Origin of the sequence: Mesorhizobium carmichaelinearum, assembly GCF_900199455.1 — a bacterium.
GTDB lineage: Bacteria > Pseudomonadota > Alphaproteobacteria > Rhizobiales > Rhizobiaceae > Mesorhizobium > Mesorhizobium carmichaelinearum.
The window spans coordinates 86261-106229 of record NZ_FZQR01000013.1 but is presented as its reverse complement, the minus strand read 5'-3'; the positions used below and the strand labels follow the sequence as shown (position 1 = coordinate 106229).

The window sequence follows — 19969 nt, the reverse complement described above, 5'->3', positions numbered from 1 at the left end:
TTGCTTAACCGTTCACCTCTATGTGACCTCCCCGGGGGGTCCATGGCAAAGTGAGTATGATGAGCGACAGCCCCGACAAGCGCAGCAGCGAATGGCGCGCCATTCTTCATGTACAGGCCCGCGTCGCCGTCCTGTTCGTTCCTGTCGTCGCCAGCCTGCTGATCATAGCGGCACTTGCCGGCAATGAGCGCAAATCCGTTCCCGATGTCGACCGGACGGTCACAGGGTCCGTGCGATAGACGGAGCGGCTCTGAGCCGCCTATCGGGAAGCCCCGAACCGGGACAGTGCCTTGGAGGTCCGTCAGCTCTTCGCGGCGGACGCCAGGAAGGGGCGGCTGGCGCGCGCTATCGGCGGGTCGTCATTTGGCGCTAAGGTCGCCAATGGCTGCGACACTGAATGAATGGGCCCGAACGATCAAGCGCGACGTGCATGCGCTCTACCTCGCCGCGCGCGATCCCCGAACGCCGTGGTACGCCAAGGCGCTTGCCGTGTGTGTCGCAGGCTACGCCTTGTCGCCGATCGACCTGATTCCCGATTTCATCCCAGTGGTTGGCTACCTCGACGACGCGATCCTGGTCCCCTTGGGCATCCTTGCCGTGGTCAAGATGATACCGCCTGAGGTCATGGCAGAACACAGGGAGGCCGCCGCCCTTGCCATTGACAGGCCCGTGAGCCGCGGCGCGGCGGTGATCATCGCCTGTATCTGGGCCGCTTCGGCCGCGCTGGCGGGATGGCTGGCGTATCGATACTTCGCGGGCTGATCTTGAAGCCGCGTCCTGTAGTGTGGAAACAGTTCGATCACGCCCCGAACGCGCTTTTGAGCAGTGCCTGGCTAAAGAATTTTGGTCACCAGTTTGTCCAGCCGGGAGTTCTCGCCGTAAGCCAGTCGCACCACGATAGCAGCCAGGACGCCGGTTATGGCCCCACCGATAACGTCGGTCAAATAGTGCGTCCCGATATAGATTCTCGACCAGCAGATCAGCAATGCCATGACGAAAAGCGCCATCGTCCGGCGCGGGAGGCCTTGCATCGCAAAGGCAGCAACAATCGCGATGCTGGCTGTCGCGTGATCGGATGGGAGCGACCAGTCGGCGCTAGGCGCAATCAACAGGTGCGTCACGCCGGCATCGTAGGGCCGTATCCGATGTACGAAGAGAAGAATGAACTGGTTGATCGCCAGGCCTAGCAAGAACGCCAGACCGGCCGACACGGCCGCGTGACGAACATGGTAGCGGTCAACCTTCGCCCACCATTGCAGGACCACAGCCAGCACCATGAGAGGAACGCCGATTTGAGAAACGCCGATCATCGTTTCATCTAGAAAAGGGCTGATACCGGCCGCGGCATTTATCCAGTGTGTTAAAGCTACGTCCATTTGGCGTGGGCTTCCGTGGTTCGTTGTGAGGTGGATTCTTGAAACCCGTGAATGAACATCGCATCCATCAGATCTTTGAGGTCAGCGTATGGCTGAAGGGCGCGCATGCCCTGATCGAATGCATCGGCGGGATTCTGCTCTATGTCGTCACCACCGATACCATTGCCTCCTGGGTCAATGCCCTCACCGCAGAGGAATTGATCGAAGATCCGAACGATTTCATAGCTTGCCATCTGTCGCAGATGGCAAGCCATTTCTCGATCGCGAGCAAAGAGTTTTATGCCTTCTACCTGCTCAGCCACGGCCTGATAAAGCTTGCCTTGGTTGTCGGGCTTTTGAGAGGCAAGCTCTGGTCTTACCCGGCCTCGCTCGCGGCTTTGGGCTTGTTCATGGTCTATCAAGTCTATCGCTACTCATACACCCATTCCTACGGCCTGCTGGTCCTGACCGTCTTCGATGCTGTCGTCATGGTGTTGATCTGGCACGAGTGGAGGATCGTGCGACAGCACAAGCCGGCATGACGGTTGAGTGGCCGGCTTCGTCGCTGTTTCCTGAACGCCGCACAAAATGGAGCGACGGCTCACGTTACAAACGCCTGATCGCAGGAGCGCCCTGCTTTGCCGGCGGAACCCATGCACCCGCCGAACATTGTCTCCCTGGACAGCCCCTGGAGGACGTGATGACCAGAGCCTTCGATATCAACGAAAACACCGAAGAAAATCCCAAGCGTCCGCCGCAGCCTGAGACGGGCGACGATCTCAGGAAAACGAAGGTCGGGGGCAAAGCCTTCCAGGTAAACGAGAACAGCGTCGACAATCCGACACCCGCGCCGGTGACGCCAAGGCGGGACTGATCGCGAGCTCGGCATATCAGGCAAGAAAAGGCCCGGACGACCGGGCTTTTTCATCTCTGGAGCCGGCTGTCCGGTGGCGTCTCAATAAAATCGCGGGATCGGACCGTTCTGCGGCGTCGTGCGGTCGCCGAGGTCGAGAAAGACCTCGTCGACATAGCACCACCCCCAGCCTTCGGGTGGGTCATAGCCCTCGATGACAGGATGGCTGGTGGCGTGAAAATGTTTGGTGGCGTGGCGGTTGGGCGAGTCGTCGCAGCAGCCGACATGGCCGCAGGTGCGGCAGAGCCGCAGATGCACCCACCATGAGCCGCTCTTCAGGCATTCCTCGCAGCCGAGTGCGCTCGGCGTGACGTCCTTGATCCCTACCGCATGCTTGCATTCGTCCGCCATCACAACCTCCTGAACTATCTCTTCGTTGAAGCATGATCTTTTTCCGAAAACCGGTTCACACTTTTCGGGATCATGCTTTGAGGCGCGGCGGCTTGGCTACCGTCCTGCGCGAGATAAGCATGCAAGGCCGCAACCACCTGGGCGCCCTCGCCGACGGCGGCCGCGACACGTTTGACCGAACCGCAGCGCACGTCGCCGATGGCAAACACGCCGCTGCGGCTGGTTTCCATCAGGCCATGTTCAGGTCCGAGCTCCGATCCGGTGCGGATGAACCCCTTGGCATCCAGCGCCACATTGCATTGCGCCAGCCAGTCGGTGTTCGGGTCGGCGCCGATGAACAGGAAGAGATGGCGGATCGGGCGCGTCGTCTGCTCGCCGCTGACGCGGTTGCGCCAGCGGACAGTGGCCAGATTGCCCTCCTCGCCCTCCAGCGCCTCGATTTCGGTTTCGGTCAGCACCTCGATGTTCGGCTGCGCCTTGATGCGCTCGACCAGATAGCGCGACATCGAGGCATCGAGGCTGCCGCCACGCGCCAGCAGCGCCACCTTGCGCGCATGGCTGGCGAGATAGACCGCCGCCTGGCCGGCCGAATTGCCGGCGCCGACCAGCGCCACCTCCTGGCCGGCGCAAAGCCGCCCTTCGATGGGCGAGGCCCAATAGTGCACCGAGCTTCCTTCGAACTGCGACAGGTTGGCGATGTCGAGACGCCGGTAGCGCGCGCCGCTGGCGATCACCACGCTGCGCGCCCGCACCGTTTCGCCGTCGCCGACATCGAGCAGATAGCGGGCGCCTGAATTGTCGGTCGCCGCGCTCAACAGCTTTGCCTCGTCCGGAATCACCATTTCGACGCCGAATTTCTGCGCCTGATTGTAGGCGCGCGCCATCAGCGCCATGCCGGTAATGCCGGTCGGGAAACCGAGATAGTTCTCGATGCGGGCCGAGGCGCCCGCCTGGCCGCCGAAGGCCCGGCAATCGAGCACGATGGTCGACAGCCCCTCGGAGGCCGCATAGACGGCCGCGGCCAACCCCGCCGGGCCGGCGCCGACAATCGCCACGTCATAAAGCGTATCGGCATCGATCGGCCTGAGCAGGCCGATGCAGCGGGCTAGGTCCTTCTCGCCGGGATTCAGCAGCAGCCTGCCATTCGGGCACAGCACGACCGGCAGATGGTGCGGGTCGACGTCGAAGCGCTCGACCAGGGTTTTGGCGCAGGGGTCGCCGCCGGAATCGAGCACGCGGTGCGGCTGGCCGCTGCGGGCCAAAAAACCTTGCAGCCGCAACACGTCGGCATTGCCTGATGGTCCGATGATGATCGGCCCGCTGGTGGCGCTTTCCAGGAGCCCGACGCGGCGCAGGATCAGCGCCCGCATGATGCGCTCGCCGAGATTGGCCTCCTGCACCATCAGGTCGCGCACGCGCTGCGAGGGGATGACGAAGGCCTCGACCGGCTCGGCGGCCTCGGCATTGACCAGCGAGGGCCGGGCCGAAAGCTGCGCCAACTCGCCGACGAAGCTGCCGGGGCCGTGGGTGACGATCGTCTCGCGCCGGCCGAGGCTATCCTGGGTGATATCAACCTTGCCCGACAGGACCAGGATCAGGCCGGGCGCGACATCGCCGGCCTTGATGATGTGCTCGCCAGCGGCATAGAAGCTGGCCTCGCCGAACCGGCGCATGCGCTCGATGTCGGCCTCGGTGAGCGTTGGAAAGGCCTGGTCGCGACGGGCGCCGAAAATTGCGGTGCTGGATTGAGACATGGCCGCAAGCGTAGCGAAGCCGTCGCTCGGTTTGAAGCGGTTTGTTCAGCGCCTAGCCGCGAGGGCAGGTTTTATCAATGGCCGCGCCACGCCGTCCGCGATGACCACGGCTGCCCAAGGAACAATCGCCCTGGGCCGCATCCGCCTCTCAGGACCCAGCTCTGGTTTGCGGCAGCATTCGCCTGAGCACGTCATCCCCGCGGACATAATGATGCCAGAGCGCCGCCGCCGCATGCAGTCCGGCAAGGATGAGGATCAGATTGGCGCAGAGGCTGTGCAGTTCCCTGATGGATCGGGCCGTGGCGCTGTCGGGAGACACCGGAGCCGGAATGGTGAAGAGGCCGAAAAAGCTCAAGGCGTCGCCCCGGTACCAGGTCAGCAGGACGCCGAGCACCGGGATGGTCACCAGCAGCGCGTAAAGCAAGAGATGCGCGACCTTGGCAACCCATCGTTCCAGCTCCGACATTTCCGGCGGCAGACCCGGTGCTCCCAGCGTCAGGCGCAGGCCGACGCGGATGACGACCAGCGCGAACAGCAGCATCCCAAACGAGATATGGAACCACCAGACGAGCGCGCGGCCAGGGTCGCCGCGCGGAAAGAGGTCCGCGACATAGGTCAAGCCATAGAGACCGATGACCAGCAGAAACACGGCCCAGTGAATGGCTTTCTGGGCGCTTGTATAGGTAGGGTTCATGCCGGGCCATCCAGTTTTAGATGGTTCTAACCTAGCCGCGATCATGTCAAAGCTTTGTCGGCACAGCGGTCCTTTTGGGCCGAATTCGGCCGGACGGCGAGGCGCCGGACAAAGAAAAAGCCCGGACGAACCGGGCTTTTTCTCAGGGGTCTCTGAACCAATGAGCGGTTCGAAACGGGAATTTGGTGCCCAGAAGAGGACCGGCCTATCCATCCTCCTTAAGGCAGAAAAATCAAGTGCTTAAGCCTGCGCCACTGGCCGCTTTGTAGCGAGCTTTTGTACCACAAGCAAGCCTGTTTTTCATCCGCCTGCAGGTGGTGAAGCGGCTCGGCCGTTGGATGGTTGCTTGCAGCGTCGACCGGAGGCAGAGTTAGTGGTCGAAATTGGGGACTATTAAATGGCCGTATTTCCGTCAGCGCCGGCAGTTCAAGAAGAAGTGGCCGCAAGCGGTCTTCGCGAGCCTGGGGTTAGAGTTGAGTACCAACCCGAGTTTCGAGGGACGAAGTTCAAATGCCCTCGCTGTGATGTGGTCGCCGCGCAATCTTGGGCGACCGTGTATCGAAAGGGGATGAGAAAGACCCCGACAACCTACGTAAAGACGGAGGAGGTCCTCAGCGATCTTGGCATTTCCACGTGCGAGGCGTGCACCGCTAAGTGTCTGTGGTTCGAAGGCCAACTGGTCTTTCCGGCTCAGGTAAGCGCGCACCAGGTTCCGGCCGACTTGCCGCCGGAATTGCAGCGGGATTTCGAGGAGGCAGCATCCATCGCCGCCGCAAGTCCCAGAGCATCCGCCGCGCTGCTTCGAATGTGCGTCGAAGGCCTCTGCAAGACGATCACCGGTAAGGATAAGTTCGAGAGCGCCATAGAGGTGCTTGAGCAGCAGGGTATTCCTGACGAGATCATCATAGCCATGGATGTCGTCAGATTGACTGGCAACGAGGCTCTCCACGCCGGAAAGCTCTACGGTTCTGACGACGGCAAGACCGTCGCGATACTGTTTCGCTTGGCCAGCCTGATCGTCAATTGGGCAATCACCGAGAAGGCGGCTCTCAAAGACCTCATCGACAAAATTCCGCCCGAGAAGCTGGAACACATCAAGGAGCGTCGTCAAAAGGCCGCCGCAAAAGCCGCACTGAAGACCCCCCGAAGTAGCCTTTGAGGGCAGGCCCGAGGGTCGAAATTTCTGAGAAAAATCTGTCCGACCCCCATCGGATAGCCAGAACGCGCGAACACCCCCCGTCCCCCCAACGGTTCCACGACCCGCAGCGCCCAAGAAATCCAGAGAGCGTCGCCAAATCCGTTGCTACCATCTCGGCTCCGGCTGATAAGCCATTTGAGCGATCACCTTCGATGCGTCTCCGCGCCGTTGGTACTTCCCTATCAAGCCCTTCTCGTTCTCCTCCGAGACCGAACTGACGCGGTAGAGGTTCCACATTTTGTCCTTCGCCGGTGAGAGACGGTATGTCCTGCCATTGACGCGGCAAAACCAGTGAGGAGATTTCTGGAGCTGCGTCCACTTGCAGTCTGCGCCCGACAGGAGCCGCTGTTCGCGAGCCATTCGGTCCTCTTCACGCAACCTCTTAAACCGTTCCTCCCGCTCTACCCGAAGCTGCTCCTCTTCCCGTTCTACGTGGTCTCTGAGTAGGCCGATGATAGCAGGAAGCTCGGTGCCCTCGGCCCGTTCCCTTTCGTAGAGCGCGAGACACCCAGGGCGCAGCTCCTCTTTTGGGTACGAGAAGTATTCCTCGTCCTCGAACGCTCTCAATCGCTGGGCGACATCTGTCGCCGTAACCTGTGGCCCCGGCATCTCGTTGATGAAATCGCGCAGAGCCTCGATTGGTATCCAACAACCCAAGGCGGATTTGAGAAGGACCTCACGTTGCCCGTCCCACTTCCTCCAGATTGAATTGCTCCGGTCAATGCGCCTGACGATCTCCTGCGCCAACCTATTCACGGAATAGGGATCGCGGATGTGGCGCAGGGACGGGCTCTTCACGTAGGCAAAGAGAAGTTCCTTAACGATCGAAATCCGTTCGTCTTCGCTCATCATGCCGATCCTCCTCCAGCACAACCTTCCAATTAGGCCCCCGTTGTGGCGCTGTCTTGAACAGTCCGGTCACCCAGGTCTCTTTTGGGTGTGCCCTTTCAGAACTGGCTCTGACGTGGTTCGAGAAATACCCCTTGACCATTCAAAACGAACCATCTATTAGCGAACCAGTCAAATCGAACTGGAGGGCATCATGTCATTCATCCGAGCCTACCTCAGGGCCTCGACTAAGGAGCAGGACGCAGGACGCGCCCGGGGCGACCTTGAAGCGTTCTGCCGCGAGCGAGGGCTGACCATCGCCGCCACCTACGAGGAGAACGAAAGCGGTGCGTCGTTGCACAGGCCGGAGTTGTTCCGGCTGCTCAGGGACAGCAAGCCGGGCGACATCCTGCTCACCGAACAGGTCGACCGCCTGAGCCGCCTGTCAGACAAGGACTGGGACCAGCTCAAGCGCGAGATCAAGGACAGAGAGGTCAAGGTCGTGGCGCTGGACTTGCCGACCTCGCACATGATGTTGAAGACCGAGGACGCCTTCACCGGGCGGATGTTCGACGCGATCAACGGGATGCTGCTTGACATGCTCGCCGCCATCGCCCGCAAGGACTATGACGACCGACGCCGCAGGCAGGCTCAGGGCATCGCCAAGGCGAAAGCCGAGGGGCGCATGAAGGGTCGCCCCGAGGACGCAGAGCGCAACGAAGCCATCTTGGAAATGCTGCGGAACAAGCAGAGCTGGAACACAATCGTGCGGGCCACTAACTGCTCCCGCTCGACGCTCGCCAAGCTGGCAAAGCGCCTTGCACCCCCCGATGATCCGGTGCCGAACCCCTGACGCTGAGTAATGGAGGCTGGGACACATTGCCGATTGTCCCTGCCGCTTGCCCCGCTGTAGATGCTTGCCTTCCCGCCGATGCGGGGTGGCTACTTTGAGGACGATGACATTGACCAACTGGACGGCCAAGCGCGAGCGGAAGACCGAAGTGAAGGGCCGGGCCAATGAGCCCAGCGCGATGTTCACCCGGTGCCGCGTAGTCGGCTGCGGTAGGCCTGCCCGTGCGGGCACCGGAGACGGTCTGGATACGCGGTTCTGCCGCTCCCATGCTGATCACCACTCGCGACACGGGAGCCCCTACAAATCTTCCTACAAGGCGCAGGAGATCAACCCTTACCGGGCTGCCGCGCTGACATGGCTTGAGACAAACCAGAGTGACACCTACGTGGTCAATGCGGTCGACCGAGTGGCGACCCTCGTGCGAACCGCAGGGCCTCATGTGGAGGCGTTCCGGCTGCGTGGGTTGTCACCTCAGGACCGCGCGAAGGCCGCCTGGGCGAGGCTGCGGAAGGCCGGCATCGACCCGCGCCGTGTGGTCGCTGCGTGGCTTGCCGTGGAGATGATCATCAGGGACGACCCGCAAGCAGAGCGCAAATCTGAGTTCAAGCAGGTGCAGGCTGCCAAGCTCGTCCATCGGATGGCCTCAGGGACGCACAAGCGATGGGGCGAGGGTCCGACCGCGACCGAGCTGCACGTCTACCCGAGACCGCGTGGAAGGGTCCTTAGGCACATCGGCGAGGCGCTGGAGGCGGCTTGCGAACTGCTCGTTGAGCATCGGCGCAAAGCCTTCCCCGAAACCGCACGAGCATAGGATCAAAGTGATGGATGGAAATTCGACTGCGGCTATCAGTGAAGCCGCGACCAAGGATAGCTCATTTGAACCCGCGCGGCTCCTGGCCGAGTTGGTGTCGGCGACTGAAGTTGAGCAACAATGCGTTCGACCGGCTGAATTGGCCCTCGACGAAATCACGCTCATGCCGGAACTGTTCCAGCCTCGCGAGATCAGCGAGAAGCACATAGCTGACCTCGCTCGAACCATTCAGAATTTTGGCAAGGTCGAACCCGTGACCGTCCTGCCGGTCGGACCGAGGGCGGTTCTCGTTGACGGTCATCACCGAATTGAAGCGTACCGGCGGGTAGGAACGGTCGCCGGCATCCCGGTCCAGTACTTCCAAGGAACGCCTCAGGAAGCCGTGCTGGAGGCCGGAAGGGCAAACTCTCAGGTGAAGCTGCCGATGGCTTCACGGGAGCGCCAGGACTACGCTTGGCGGCTCGTTCAGCTCGATCAGCACAGCAAGGCCGAGATCGCCAAAGCGGCCGGTGTTTCAGTAGCGCAAGTCGGCAACATGCGGGCCGTTGGTAAGAGGCTCGGGCAAGATGCGTTCAACTACCCTTCGTGGTGGCGGGCTCGTGAGGCAGCAGAAGGGCCTGCTGAGGAGATGAGCGAAGGTGACCGCCAGCAATGGAAAGAGGAACTGGCCCAGCGGTTCGCGGACCGTCTCGCCAAGGAGTTCTCAACCAGCATGGCCAAGCATCCGGAGGTCGCCGCGATGGCGTTGGCGACGTATTTCGGTCGCAAGTTGCCCGAGGTTGTTGCTGAATTGCGGGACTTCTTGCCGGAGGACGACGAGCAGAGTGAGTTCTAGCCTACCCCTATCCAGTCCTTAGGTGTCCATTTTGGATAGGCCAATGACGGGCTGTCGATCCTTCGGCCGGGAACTCCACGGTATGGCTGACGTGAAACCCGACAGATAAGGCGGTTTACGGAGCTGGCCACATGGCCGCTGGGAATGTGTTCGACAGTATGGTCGCGCTATTCTTCTGAGAAGAAATCCTCGTCAAGTCGCTTGAACTCGATGGCACGACTGACACGAACCCCGACGCCATGTTCGATCATGAGGTCAGCGAGATGCTTGCCGTCGATCAGGATGATACGCTGGGACAGGTGCTTGACGAAGTCTCGAGCCTGCGGGCTGAAGGTCGAGGTGGTTACGAACACGCCCTTCGTCGCACCGAGGCCGACAAGGCTGCCAACGAACGCCTGCACATCAGGCCGGCCGACCGTATTGGCCTCGGCGTATCGCTTGGCTTGCACGTAGACACGATCAAGGCCGAGGCGATCTTCGCTGATCACGCCATCCACGCCGCCATCGCCCGAGCGTCCAAGCTGGGCAGCAGCGTTCTTGTGCGAACCGCCGTAGCCCATGGCGACAAGCAGATCGACAATGAGCTGCTCGAAGAAGGCCGGGCTGTTCTGGACGATACGCTCCAGCAACTCGTTGCGCAGCGCCGATTGCACGGACTGAAACGCCGCTTCGATCTGCTCTTCCGGCGTTGCGGCAGCGGGCTCTGCATGTGTCGTCGTGGCGTCAGGAGAGACCGGGTCGCTGCCCATGCGGTCAGCCTTGTAGAACTCCCGAAACGCTGGATTTCGCATTAGCGTTTTGACGTCGATCTGCTCGGGATTGGTGGCCAGCAACTGACGGCCCACATCGGTTGCGATGAAGCGCCCTCGTCCTGGCGACGTGATAAGTCCCGCCTTCGACATGTAGAACTTCGCCCAGTGGATGCGGTTGTGCAGGACGCGCTGGCGTCCGCTGGGCAGCAGTTCCTCTCGCTCTTCCGGTATCAGCTCGAACTCGTCAGCAATGCGGTCGACCACATCCACGACCCGCTTCTCGCCATTGGCAGCGACGCGGAGGACTGGAAGCATCAGCGACTGATAGTCGGGAATGGTCACGTTATGCGTCCGCCTTCGCTCTCCGTCCACGCTTCTCCGCCTTCGGTGCCGTGCCGCGCTCCCTGATCCGCTCCAACAGCACACTGGCGGGCTCGTCGCCGGGGTCTTGCGGCACGAGTTCGCCGCTAAAGGCTTTGGCGAGGACGGACTGGTCAAGGTGGTCGATCAGCCTGCGGGCGCTTGTCGCCTCGGAGGCAAGTCGGTCGATCCAAGTTAGGGCGGTTCTAATGCGATCGACAATTTCGAGCTGATCAATCTTAGAGAACGCCGGGATCGGGAGTGCCAGGAACTTTCCCTGTGTAAGGTTTAGACCGCTGTCACTAATGCCAGTCTTCATTTCCTCCAAGAGACCGAGGCATTGGGGCGCGTTTAACATATACGTCAGAAAAACTGGGTCAGTTTTGGCTTGATCAACACGAAGACGGTAAGCCTTATCGCAGAGCATCAGACGGGGGTGATCGGTGGTCACCACGCATGAGATGGCTACTCTGCTACGGGGACCTGCGCGCGTGATCAGAACATCTCCTTTCCTTACCGTGATACCTGGGCGAGGCGTGAAATCCGCCGGAAGTCTCTTGTTCTCTTGCGGGAGGAAGTGGATCGGCTGGATGGCCGTCGTCTTCATCACCGCCCATTCATCTGGTCCGGCAGCGTCGCTCTCGCATTTTGGGCTCCAGCCCTGGTCTAATGACTTGATGAAGTCCCCGAGCGGCGCGGGATCAGCGACAATCGGCTGGGGTAACAAATCACCTCGGAATGCTGCCGCCAGCACGGCCTGCTTGTACTTCTCGACGAGGCGGGGGATGTGGTCGAGGTGATCGCGGGCGCGTCTGGACTTACCAGTGAGGCTGTCGATCTTCCCCACGATCCGCTGCTGTTCGGGGAGCGGTGGTATGGAAATTGGTTGCCGAGCAATGATGGACAAGGTCAGCCTGCGGATGGCAGACCCCGTCATATCACCGGTCATCTGAGCATAAACTTCTGGCGAGTTGAGGAAATTGCAAAGAAACTCGCTAGTGGCCAGTGTCGGATGCGGCCTTAGCAACGCGACGCTAGAGAGCATCGAGAAGGGCTCATCAAGCGGGTTCACGACTGCGATCCCTGTCGTTGCGCCATCCTTGATATACAAAACATCGCCCTTGACAGGTGGACACCGGCGGTAGATTTCTGCGTGCGTTTTGGCATCAACATAGGTGATTTTGCCAAGATCAAGGCCCCAACGCTTAATGTTCTTCGCGGTTATATATTTGAACTCGCCCTCGAAGGTATTCTCAGGTGAATGGTGCGTCCCGTCAGTAATTAGAACGCATGCTTCGGCTAGCGTGGCCTCAATCCAGCCTGCTGGTAAGTTGCTCACTCCGCTGCCTCCGCCAGGGCAGCCGCCTCCTCCACGCTGTCCGGCCCAATTTCCTCTGACAATGCCTCGATTTCCTCCAGCGCGGCCTTGAGGTGTCCGATGATGGCGGCCGCGATGTCCTCCGGCTCGGTAAGCGCCTCCTCGGCCTCGGCCTCGGTGTCCCGCAGCCATGCAATGTCGAGGTTGTCGTTCCGGGCGGTGATCGCCTCGCGGGTGAACTTGCGCCACCGGCCTCCCTCGCCCTGCTCTTTGCGCTCGGCAGCGCCATTCGGATCAGAGCCAAAGGCGGCCTCGAAGTCGGTGAAGTCCGCAACAGCGAGCGGGCGCGTCTTGCCGAAAGCGGGCATGTTGGCTCGCATGTCGTAGACCCAGACGGCGCTTGTGTTGCCCTTGTCCGTCTTGCCGCGCCTAAGGAACAGCACGTTGGTCTTGACGCCCTGCGCATAGAAGATGCCGGTCGGCAGCCGCAGGATGGTATGCAGGTTGCAAAGGTCCATCAGCCAGGTGCGCAGCCGCCGGCCCGTATTGTCCTCGAACAGCACGTTGTCAGGCACAACCACGGCTGCGCGGCCACCGGGCTTCAGGGCGCGGACGATGTGTTCGACGAAGGCAAGCTGCTTGTTTGACGTGTCAGCCGTGACCGAGAAGTCAGAGCGGGTCGGACGACCGCCGCCCTTCTTGGTGCCAAACGGCGGATTGGTCAGGATCAGGTCGGCCCTGGGCAGCGCCTCGCCATCCGGCGACAGCGTGTCGATGTTGTCCACGCCGCCTTCGATGCCGTGCAGCAACAGGTTCATCATGCAGAGCCGATGCGTGTCGGGAACAAGCTCTGCGCCGACAAAGGCGTTATGCCGCTGGAAGAAGGCCTGCGCCTCCGGCAGCTTATACAGGTCGTCGGTGTGATCCTTGATGTAACGGTCGGCGGCGACGAGGAAGCCTGCGGTGCCGGCGGCCGGGTCCTGCACCATCTCGCCCGGCTGCGGCTGCATGAGGCGCACGATGGCGTCGATCAAAGGGCGCGGCGTGAAGTACTGCCCGGCACCGGATTTCTTGTCGGAGGCGTTCTTCTCCAGAAGTCCCTCGTAAAGGTTGCCCAGACCCTCCTCGCGGGCCGAGAACCAGTCCAACTGGTCAATGTTGGAGGTCAGCGCCTTGAGATTGGTCGGCTTGCGGAGACGGGTTTGCGCGTCGATGAAGATGGCACTGACAAGCCCATCCCTGGCCTTGCCGAGGTCAAGCAGCATCGCCTTGTAATAGTCGAGCTGCTCCATGCCCTCTTTCTTGGCGAGGATGCCCCACCGGTAATCGTCCGGCAGCCGGTTCTCGCGACCCGTCTCCTCCAGCATCTTCAGGAAGAGCAGATAGGTCAGTTCGGTGACGTACTCGTTGTAGGTGACGCCATCGTCACGCAGGACGTTGCAGAGGCCCCAGAGCTTGGCGACGATGTCGGTGGTGCTGGTCATCAGGCGGTCTTCTTCCACATTTCTTCGTTGATTTCGGCGAGCAGGGTTTCGAGCCCGCCGCCGAACACCTTGTTGAGCCGGTTGAACCCTCCATCCTTGATGAACGGCTCCTTGTCGATAGCCTCCCGGTCAACCAGGACTTCTTTCTCGATCTGTTCGCCGATGCGTTTCAGCCACTGCCTCTGCGGCTCGGTCCACGGTTTGCTGGCCATGATGGTTCGCATGGCGTCTCGCACACGGTCGGCATAAGGCTTCAGCGGGTCCCCGATGGCGGCTTGCCGAACGAAACCGATGATCGAAGCCGCGATCTCCTGGTTCTTTGCGTCGGCCCATGCCCGGCGCAGATTGGCTTCGGAATAGCCGCTGCGGTCCAGCGCGAGACGAAGCTCCTTCAGGTCGGCGCGGGTCAGGTCGCGCGGGCGCGTCACGACCAGCTTCAGCGCGGCAATGGTGTTGATGTTGTCGCGAACAAAGGCTGAGAAGCCGTCGAGGAAGTCTTCCGGCTTGGTCGCCTCACCGTAGCCACGGGTGACGGCCACAATCTTGTCGGCGTGAGGCGAGATCGGGATGAAGCGCGGGTTGTCGCCATCGCCTTGCCAGTCGAGGATCGGGCCAATGGCGGAACGATCCTTCAGCCACATAGCAACCGACGCAGCATTTCCTGCGAGCAGCCGCTTCAGCATTGCCTCCGGCGTCTCGCCCGCAACGGCCTCGAACTGCTGCCGGGCTTCGTCAGGCAGCTTCTTCAGGCGACGGCGCAACTTGACCGCAAGCTGGTCCCGGATTGTGTCGCGATGAGTATCCTCGGCTGCGTCGATTAGTTCGCGCACGAGTTGCTCGAAGCTGATTGAGGGATTGACCACGACCGGCTTCATGTCGGTGAGGTCCTGGAGATGTGGGTAGAGGTCCACGGCGTCAAAGATGCGGAACACGTCCTTTCCGATCTCGGGGCATTGGCGTGTCGCCCGCCCGATCATCTGCTCGTAGAGGATGCGGCTGTTGACCCGGCGCAGGAAGACGAGATTGGTAATCTTCGGCACGTCGATGCCGGTGGTCAGCAGATCGACCGTCACCACGATCTGTGGATTGGCGTCGTTGCGGAACGAGCGGATCAGGTTCTGCACCTTGTCCACACTCCCAGTGATCTTCTTCACCGCCGCGTCGTCGATCTCGCCGTACTGGTTCTTGAATGCGGTCTTGATGGCATCCACGACGATATCGGCATGGGCGTCCGTGGCGGCGAAGATCAGCGTCTTGCCGAGCAGTGCCGGGTCGATGTGTCTTGCCAGCTCCTCGGCCACCACGCGGTTGAACTCAGGTGTGATCACCTGCCTGTTGAACTGGTCGACCTCGAAGCGGATTTCGTCGGGAGCGTGGGCAAGGTCGATCTCGCCGGTCTGGGTGTTCAGAAGGTCGAGCTGCTCATCCTTCTCGAACTTGATCCCTGCCCGCGCCAGGGCAGTCTCGATGCGGACCGGCGGCTCATGGTCGATCAGGTAGCCGTCGATCACAGCCTCGCGATAGGAGTAGCGGAAGATCGGGTCTCCGAAGATGTCGGTGGTGTGCAGCGCGGGCGTTGCGGTCAGGCCGATCTTCACCGCGTCGAAGTACTCCAGCACACGTCGGTATTTGGAGATGTAGTCGTCCTGGCCCCGGAAGCTGAGTTCCGTATCGGACATTTCCCGATCCAGAAGGTAGCCGCGATGGCACTCGTCAATGACCATCAGGTCATATTGGTCAACCGGCGGGGCCTCCGACGTGTCGGCGGCGAACAGCACACGCTTCACCAGCCCCTGAATGGTGCAGATGTGAACCTTGGTTTCCAACTCCGGCACCACGTCCTCCAGCCCCTTCAGGCCGAAGATTTCGGCGAAGGTCTTGCCGGAGACGACCTTGGTGGTGGAGAACTCGCCCTCGGTCTGGTGTCCGAGCGCGCTGCGGTCGACGACAAAGCAGATGCGACGAAATCGCTTGGCCGACAGCAGCCGATAGAGCAGGGCAATGGCGAGCTTGGTCTTGCCGGTGCCGGTCGCCATCGCCACCAGCATCGAGCGTTGCTCGGCTGCCAAGGCGGCCTCTACGGCCCGTATGGCCCCTTCCTGATAGGGACGCAGCGGGAAGCCGAACTCGAACGGCTCGCTCTTCAAGGCAGCGGTGGCGGCGTCCTGATCGACCTCCAGAAGCCCGGCCAATCCCTCCGGCGTCAGCCAGTCCATAAGCGCGCGGCGGTGATTGGCACTACGCCGCGTGTCGCGGAACCAGATGCCACTCGCGATTTCGATCTGCTTCAGATAGGAGCGCCCGTTCGTGGCGAAGACGAAGGGCACGCGATGCCCGCCCCATGGTCCGCCAGCCAAGACGAAATCGCCGCTGTCGCTGATCCCGGCCGAGTAGCGTTCAGCCTGGTCGATGGCTGCCGACACATTCTTGCTCTGGCGTTTGGCCTCCACCACGCCGACCAGGGTCGTGCCCACGAAGAGAGCATAGTCAGCCGGGCCACTGGCGGTCGGCCATTCAGCAATCGCCATGTTGCGGCCCTTGGCAGGGCGGACGCCGGCGCTGTGGCGCAAAGCCTTGGTGTCGGCTTCCCAGCCACGGTCCCGAAGCTGCTGGTCGATGAGGGCGCGGGTCTGGCTCTCGTCCAGTTCAATCTTGGTGGCGGCTTCCTCGCCGCGTTCGACCAGTTTGGCGACTTCGGCGCGTGGCGCGGCTGCGGCCTCGGCTTGAATGCTGGCGAGCTTGGCGGCGAATGCTGCTTTCTCGGCTTCGCTCTCCGTAGGCTCGAACGCAATGAAGGCAGTGGACGCCTCGTTGAACCCAAGGGAAGGCGGAACCGCCAGCCCTGCCTGGAGACTGGCAAGCTGGGCAACAAGGGCCGACTTCTCGACCTCGCTCTCATGCGCAAGCTGTTCCCATGCCACCCGTTCCTCGGCCTCGCGCTTGAACCGTTCCTCGACCGTCTCGCGGACGCGGCTTTGCTCCTCGGCGTCGCGGCGGGCGATGGTGATTGCCTCTTCGCTCTCGGCGATCTTGCGGCGCAGCTCCTCGATCTCTTCGCGCAGCGATGCTGTGGCATCGACGGGCTCGGCTGGAGGAACGAAGGGCCCGGGGTTGAAGCCGGGCTGCCTGCCATAGGTCTGGTGGAACCAGACACCCAGCGACCGGGCATTCTTCAATGCGGTCAGCGCAAGGCCGTGGGAGCCCTTGATCTCGTGGGCCGCATCGTTCCCGACGTTCTTCAGCGTGTGGAAGAGATCGGCGACTTCCCTCGGAATGATGCGCTCGTAGGACAGCCGTCGAAGCAGTTCGTTGAAGGTCTCGCGCTCGTCACGATAGGCCGCATGGCTGGCGGCAATCAACTGGGCCATCAGCTCGGCAAACTGCCGCAACTTGAAGATCGCGGTCGAGGGATCATCGCGGAAATAGCGCTCCGCAAACGCCCCGAGCGTGGCAAGACGCTGGTCGTGCGCTGTCAGAAAGATGAAGTTGGACGTGCCGCTCATCGCTCCCCCAAGAGCAATGTTTGCACAATTTCCCTAACAGGTCATGGCCGAACTTATTCTGAACGACCGAGCGCCGAATGAAGCTCAACAGGCGGTGGTTTCGCCATCACCAGGATAGCTCGGTGCCAACAAGCCCGACAGGTCAAGACCTTTGAAGGTCACCTCATCTATCTTGCGACCGAAGTCACGTATGCCGTACCGCCGGTTGCTCGTCTTCCCCTTGCCGACATAGTGACCCTGTATCCATTCGCGCTCTTCCTCGGTCAATCCCGAGCGAGATGCCGCCGTTGTCCACGTGTCCCGGAAGCCACGCAGCGGCTTGTTTCCGTGTTCGGGAATAGCTCCATGGCTTCGTGCGTAGCCGCCCCACCAAGTCGCGAAGCTCGCGTGCAAATAGCCACGTTTGCCTTTGACGGTGAGCTGCGGGAATAGAGCGTGTTCACCCAACCGCCGAAGATGATCGACATAGTCGATGAACCCGAGATCAAGGAGAATACGAGCCACCGGCAGAGTACGCCGAACAAGAGGATTGCCATCGGCCTTGATGCTCCGGGAACCTTTGACCGGGTGGTCACCTTCGTCGGTGATCCGTAGGCACCAGATGCCTTCGTCTCCATCCTTGAACACGTCGCTGACCAGAAGCTGGCACATCTCCTCCGGACGCGTCCCATAGACCAGCAGCAGCAGCGGTAGCCAAAACGCTGCCTCACCTCGTCCGCCCTTGGGGCGTCCCCCAGCAGTGAAGACCGGCAGCCGGAAGATTGCCTGCAACTGGGCAGGCGTGAACCCTTCATCCGCGTCAGGGGCGACCTCTTCAACGCGTTGTTCGCTGAACGGGTTGTCGAGGCTTCGTTCCGCGTAGCCCCGTTGCCGCGCCCACGTCCAAATCGAGTTCAGGTGGCTGACGTGTCCATTCACACTTTTGCCGGCTATTCGCTGCACATCGGGTTGATCCTTGTAGACCTCGACCATTTCCCGCAATCCAAGCGCACGATGCTTCTTCTCAGGCCGCTTTGGCCTCTGCTGAAGCAGGAATATCCAATCGGCAACTTCCCGCCGTGTAATGGAGGCCATCGCCCGCTGCTCGCCGTAGACGCTCTCGAACAACCGCAGGGCGGTCTCGGTCGCTTCTGTCGTTGAATAGCCCTTCTTTTTCATGGCGAGTTTCTTCTCAGCCATCTCCCTGAGCGTGAGCCCCCGATCCGTCTCTGCATGGTCGGTCACTGGAGCCGGCGGCTCCGGCGTTGGCACAATTTCGCCGTTCTGCCGCTTCAGTTGCGCGTCGGTGACCTCAATCAACATCGCAAGATACGCTTTGCCGAGCCGGCGGAAGCTCAGGCTGCCCACTTCAACGTGCAGGCCATGCGCAGCGCAGAGCTGTTCTATCTCCCAATGCAGGCTCGCGGGTATGTTGCCCCGCGCGTAATGATACCTGCAATCGGCCAAGAAGGCCTCCAGGGCCTCCTGTCGATTGTTCCATCGCCTGTCTGGATCGGTGTTGACAATGGCGCCGGGCACCAGCTTGAGCTGTTCGCGGACGGCCTCGAAGAGGGCGTCGGCCTCACCATCGAACCTGTCGTCCTCGTCTTGATGCAGCATGTTGCTGCGCTCACAGGAAATGATATGGGCGATCATCTCAGCGCTCAGGTCGTCAAAACGGCCCTCAAGGCGCTTCTTCGCAATCGCGATGAGCCTCTCGCATTCCTCCGCCGCTTGGGCGCACTTGCCCAGGATAGCCGGATCGGACTTGCTGCCGCGCCCTAGCCAGCGGACGAACTCGGTGATGTTGCCGTCGATGTGGGGCCGCAGCCGTTCAGGGATGACCCTTCGGAACTTCGCCCGTCCTTCGACGAAATAGAGATTGCGCACGATAACGCCCATAGCACGCTGCCTTTGTACCAGCATCCTGTACCAAGCGCAGCGCTTAACCCTTTGATCTTTCAGAAAGGCTTGTCCTGGAAGGACTTGCCTTGAGAATGGTGCCCAGAAGAGGACTCGAACCTCCACTCCTTGCGGAACACGGACCTGAACCGTGCGCGTCTACCAATTCCGCCATCTGGGCTGGTGCGGGCTCATGTAAGCGGGCAAGCGATTGCTGTCAACGCGCTTTTTGGACCATGTCGCCGAAAGCTGGAATCCCGGCCTTGGCAACAGCGCAGGTCCCAGCCGGAGCCCAGACTTCCGCTTGCCGGCTCAGCAAGCTTGGACTCTCTGCTTGACGCAATTCCAGACGGAAAACCGCACACACTTTTCCTGGAATTGCTTTAGCCCTCCAGCACTTCCTTCGACGCCACGGTCGAATCGGCGTTGAGCTGGTAGATGACCGGCACGCCGGTGCCGAGTTCCAGCTTGACGATCTCCTCGCCCGACTTGCCGTCGAGCGCCATGATCAGCGCGCGCAACGAATTGCCGTGGGCGGCGACCAGCACGGTGCCGCCGCGCAGCACGTGCGACTGCATGTCATGCAGATAATAGGGCCAGACGCGGGCGCCGGTGTCCTTCAGGCTTTCGCCGCCGGGCGGCGGCACGTCGTAGGAGCGGCGCCAGACATGCACCTGCTCCTCGCCCCACTTCTTGCGGGCGTCGTCCTTGTTGAGGCCGGAGAGGTCGCCATAGTCGCGCTCGTTGAGCGCCTGGTCGCGGATGGTTTTCAGATCGCTCTGGCCGACGGCGTCGAGAATGTGCTGGCAGGTTTTTTGTGCCCGGCTCAGCGCCGAGGTGAAGGCGATGTCGAACTTCAGGCCACGCGCCTTGAGTTTCTGGCCGGCGGCCTTGGCCTCGGCGTGGCCCTGCTCGGTCAGGTCGACGTCACGCCAGCCGGTGAACAGGTTTTTCAGGTTCCATTCGCTCTGGCCATGGCGCACGAGCACGAGGGTTCTCGACATTTTTGCTCCCTTCAAGAGAAAAGTGTGAAGCGGGTTTCCGTCCGGAATTGCGTTAAAACAAGGTGGTTGTGGTTT

At 61.3% G+C, this 19969-nt stretch carries 19 protein-coding genes and 1 tRNA gene; 8 read left to right on the top strand and 12 right to left on the bottom strand.

Annotated elements, in window-relative coordinates; genetic code table 11:
* The first annotated feature begins 59 nt into the window (after nucleotides 1-59).
* Together CKW40_RS27150 and CKW40_RS27145 are read left to right on the top strand one after the other, a co-directional pair.
* Entirely contained in the window at nucleotides 60-239 is a 180-nt protein-coding gene (locus CKW40_RS27150; protein ID WP_179298125.1) for a hypothetical protein, read from the top strand.
* Between the two features lie 142 nt (nucleotides 240-381).
* Nucleotides 382-762: a YkvA family protein gene (locus tag CKW40_RS27145; RefSeq protein WP_095202905.1), complete on the top strand. Its 381-nt coding sequence runs from the start codon at nucleotides 382-384 to the stop codon at nucleotides 760-762.
* 71 nt (nucleotides 763-833) lie between these two features.
* Here the strand turns inward: CKW40_RS27145 and CKW40_RS27140 are convergent, their stop codons facing one another.
* Nucleotides 834-1376, bottom strand: coding sequence for a phosphatase PAP2 family protein (locus tag CKW40_RS27140; RefSeq protein ID WP_095202904.1), 543 nt, complete (start codon nucleotides 1374-1376; stop codon nucleotides 834-836).
* Nucleotides 1377-1423: 47 nt separating this feature from the next.
* On the opposite strand from CKW40_RS27140, the gene CKW40_RS27135 reads away from it, so the two are divergent.
* A complete protein-coding gene (locus tag CKW40_RS27135; RefSeq protein ID WP_179298132.1) occupies nucleotides 1424-1897 on the top strand; it encodes a DUF2127 domain-containing protein in 474 nt (157 codons plus the stop codon).
* A complete protein-coding gene (locus tag CKW40_RS43160) occupies nucleotides 1894-2229 on the top strand; it encodes a hypothetical protein (RefSeq protein ID WP_143748375.1) in 336 nt (111 codons plus the stop codon). Before CKW40_RS27135 ends, CKW40_RS43160 begins: the two co-directional genes overlap by 4 nt.
* Nucleotides 2230-2310: 81 nt before the next feature.
* Here CKW40_RS43160 and CKW40_RS27130 read toward each other — a convergent pair whose 3' ends face one another.
* From CKW40_RS27130 to CKW40_RS27120, 3 genes are all read right to left on the bottom strand, one after another.
* Nucleotides 2311-2619 carry a UBP-type zinc finger domain-containing protein gene (locus tag CKW40_RS27130; RefSeq protein WP_095202902.1) on the bottom strand — a complete coding sequence of 103 codons (309 nt, stop codon included), beginning with the start codon at nucleotides 2617-2619 and terminating at the stop codon, nucleotides 2311-2313.
* Nucleotides 2620-2633: 14 nt separating this feature from the next.
* Nucleotides 2634-4373 carry an FAD-dependent oxidoreductase gene (locus tag CKW40_RS27125; RefSeq protein ID WP_095202901.1) on the bottom strand — a complete coding sequence of 580 codons (1740 nt, stop codon included), beginning with the start codon at nucleotides 4371-4373 and terminating at the stop codon, nucleotides 2634-2636.
* Between the two features lie 148 nt (nucleotides 4374-4521).
* A complete protein-coding gene (locus tag CKW40_RS27120; RefSeq protein WP_095202900.1) occupies nucleotides 4522-5067 on the bottom strand; it encodes a cytochrome b in 546 nt (181 codons plus the stop codon).
* 568 nt (nucleotides 5068-5635) lie between these two features.
* On the opposite strand from CKW40_RS27120, the gene CKW40_RS27115 reads away from it, so the two are divergent.
* The gene (locus tag CKW40_RS27115; RefSeq protein WP_179298124.1) at nucleotides 5636-6226 is read left to right on the top strand and encodes a DUF4145 domain-containing protein; all 591 of its coding nucleotides are present in this window, start codon (nucleotides 5636-5638) and stop codon (nucleotides 6224-6226) included.
* A gap of 144 nt (nucleotides 6227-6370) precedes the next feature.
* Here CKW40_RS27115 and CKW40_RS27110 read toward each other — a convergent pair whose 3' ends face one another.
* Nucleotides 6371-7117, bottom strand: coding sequence for a hypothetical protein (locus CKW40_RS27110; RefSeq protein WP_244571301.1), 747 nt, complete (start codon nucleotides 7115-7117; stop codon nucleotides 6371-6373).
* 190 nt (nucleotides 7118-7307) lie between these two features.
* Here CKW40_RS27110 and CKW40_RS27105 point away from each other — a divergent pair, with 190 nt between their 5' ends.
* The 3 genes from CKW40_RS27105 (at nucleotide 7308) to CKW40_RS27095 (ending at nucleotide 9592) form a co-directional block, all read left to right on the top strand.
* Nucleotides 7308-7946: a recombinase family protein gene (locus CKW40_RS27105; RefSeq protein ID WP_095202898.1), complete on the top strand. Its 639-nt coding sequence runs from the start codon at nucleotides 7308-7310 to the stop codon at nucleotides 7944-7946.
* A gap of 109 nt (nucleotides 7947-8055) precedes the next feature.
* Nucleotides 8056-8757 carry a hypothetical protein gene (locus tag CKW40_RS27100; protein ID WP_244571300.1) on the top strand — a complete coding sequence of 234 codons (702 nt, stop codon included), beginning with the start codon at nucleotides 8056-8058 and terminating at the stop codon, nucleotides 8755-8757.
* Nucleotides 8758-8767: 10 nt separating this feature from the next.
* Nucleotides 8768-9592, top strand: coding sequence for a ParB/RepB/Spo0J family partition protein (locus tag CKW40_RS27095; RefSeq protein ID WP_095202897.1), 825 nt, complete (start codon nucleotides 8768-8770; stop codon nucleotides 9590-9592).
* A gap of 167 nt (nucleotides 9593-9759) precedes the next feature.
* Here the strand turns inward: CKW40_RS27095 and CKW40_RS27090 are convergent, their stop codons facing one another.
* The 7 genes from CKW40_RS27090 to CKW40_RS27060 form a co-directional block, all read right to left on the bottom strand.
* Nucleotides 9760-10686: a restriction endonuclease gene (locus tag CKW40_RS27090; protein ID WP_095202896.1), complete on the bottom strand. Its 927-nt coding sequence runs from the start codon at nucleotides 10684-10686 to the stop codon at nucleotides 9760-9762.
* 1 nt (nucleotide 10687) lies between these two features.
* Nucleotides 10688-12043, bottom strand: coding sequence for a restriction endonuclease subunit S (locus CKW40_RS27085; protein WP_179298123.1), 1356 nt, complete (start codon nucleotides 12041-12043; stop codon nucleotides 10688-10690).
* On the bottom strand, nucleotides 12040-13506 hold the full coding sequence (locus CKW40_RS27080) for a class I SAM-dependent DNA methyltransferase (RefSeq protein WP_095203001.1): 1467 nt from the start codon (nucleotides 13504-13506) through the stop codon (nucleotides 12040-12042). The genes CKW40_RS27085 and CKW40_RS27080 overlap by 4 nt, the downstream gene beginning before the upstream one ends.
* Nucleotides 13506-17009, bottom strand: coding sequence for a type I restriction-modification system endonuclease (hsdR, locus tag CKW40_RS27075; RefSeq protein ID WP_095202894.1), 3504 nt, complete (start codon nucleotides 17007-17009; stop codon nucleotides 13506-13508). The genes CKW40_RS27080 and hsdR overlap by 1 nt, the downstream gene beginning before the upstream one ends.
* An 84-nt stretch (nucleotides 17010-17093) precedes the next feature.
* A complete protein-coding gene (locus CKW40_RS27070; protein WP_095202893.1) occupies nucleotides 17094-18890 on the bottom strand; it encodes a site-specific integrase in 1797 nt (598 codons plus the stop codon).
* 96 nt (nucleotides 18891-18986) lie between these two features.
* A tRNA-Leu gene (locus tag CKW40_RS27065) sits at nucleotides 18987-19071 on the bottom strand.
* A 202-nt stretch (nucleotides 19072-19273) separates the two neighbouring features.
* Nucleotides 19274-19894 carry a 2,3-bisphosphoglycerate-dependent phosphoglycerate mutase gene (locus CKW40_RS27060; protein ID WP_095202892.1) on the bottom strand — a complete coding sequence of 207 codons (621 nt, stop codon included), beginning with the start codon at nucleotides 19892-19894 and terminating at the stop codon, nucleotides 19274-19276.
* Nucleotides 19895-19969: the final 75 nt, after the last annotated feature.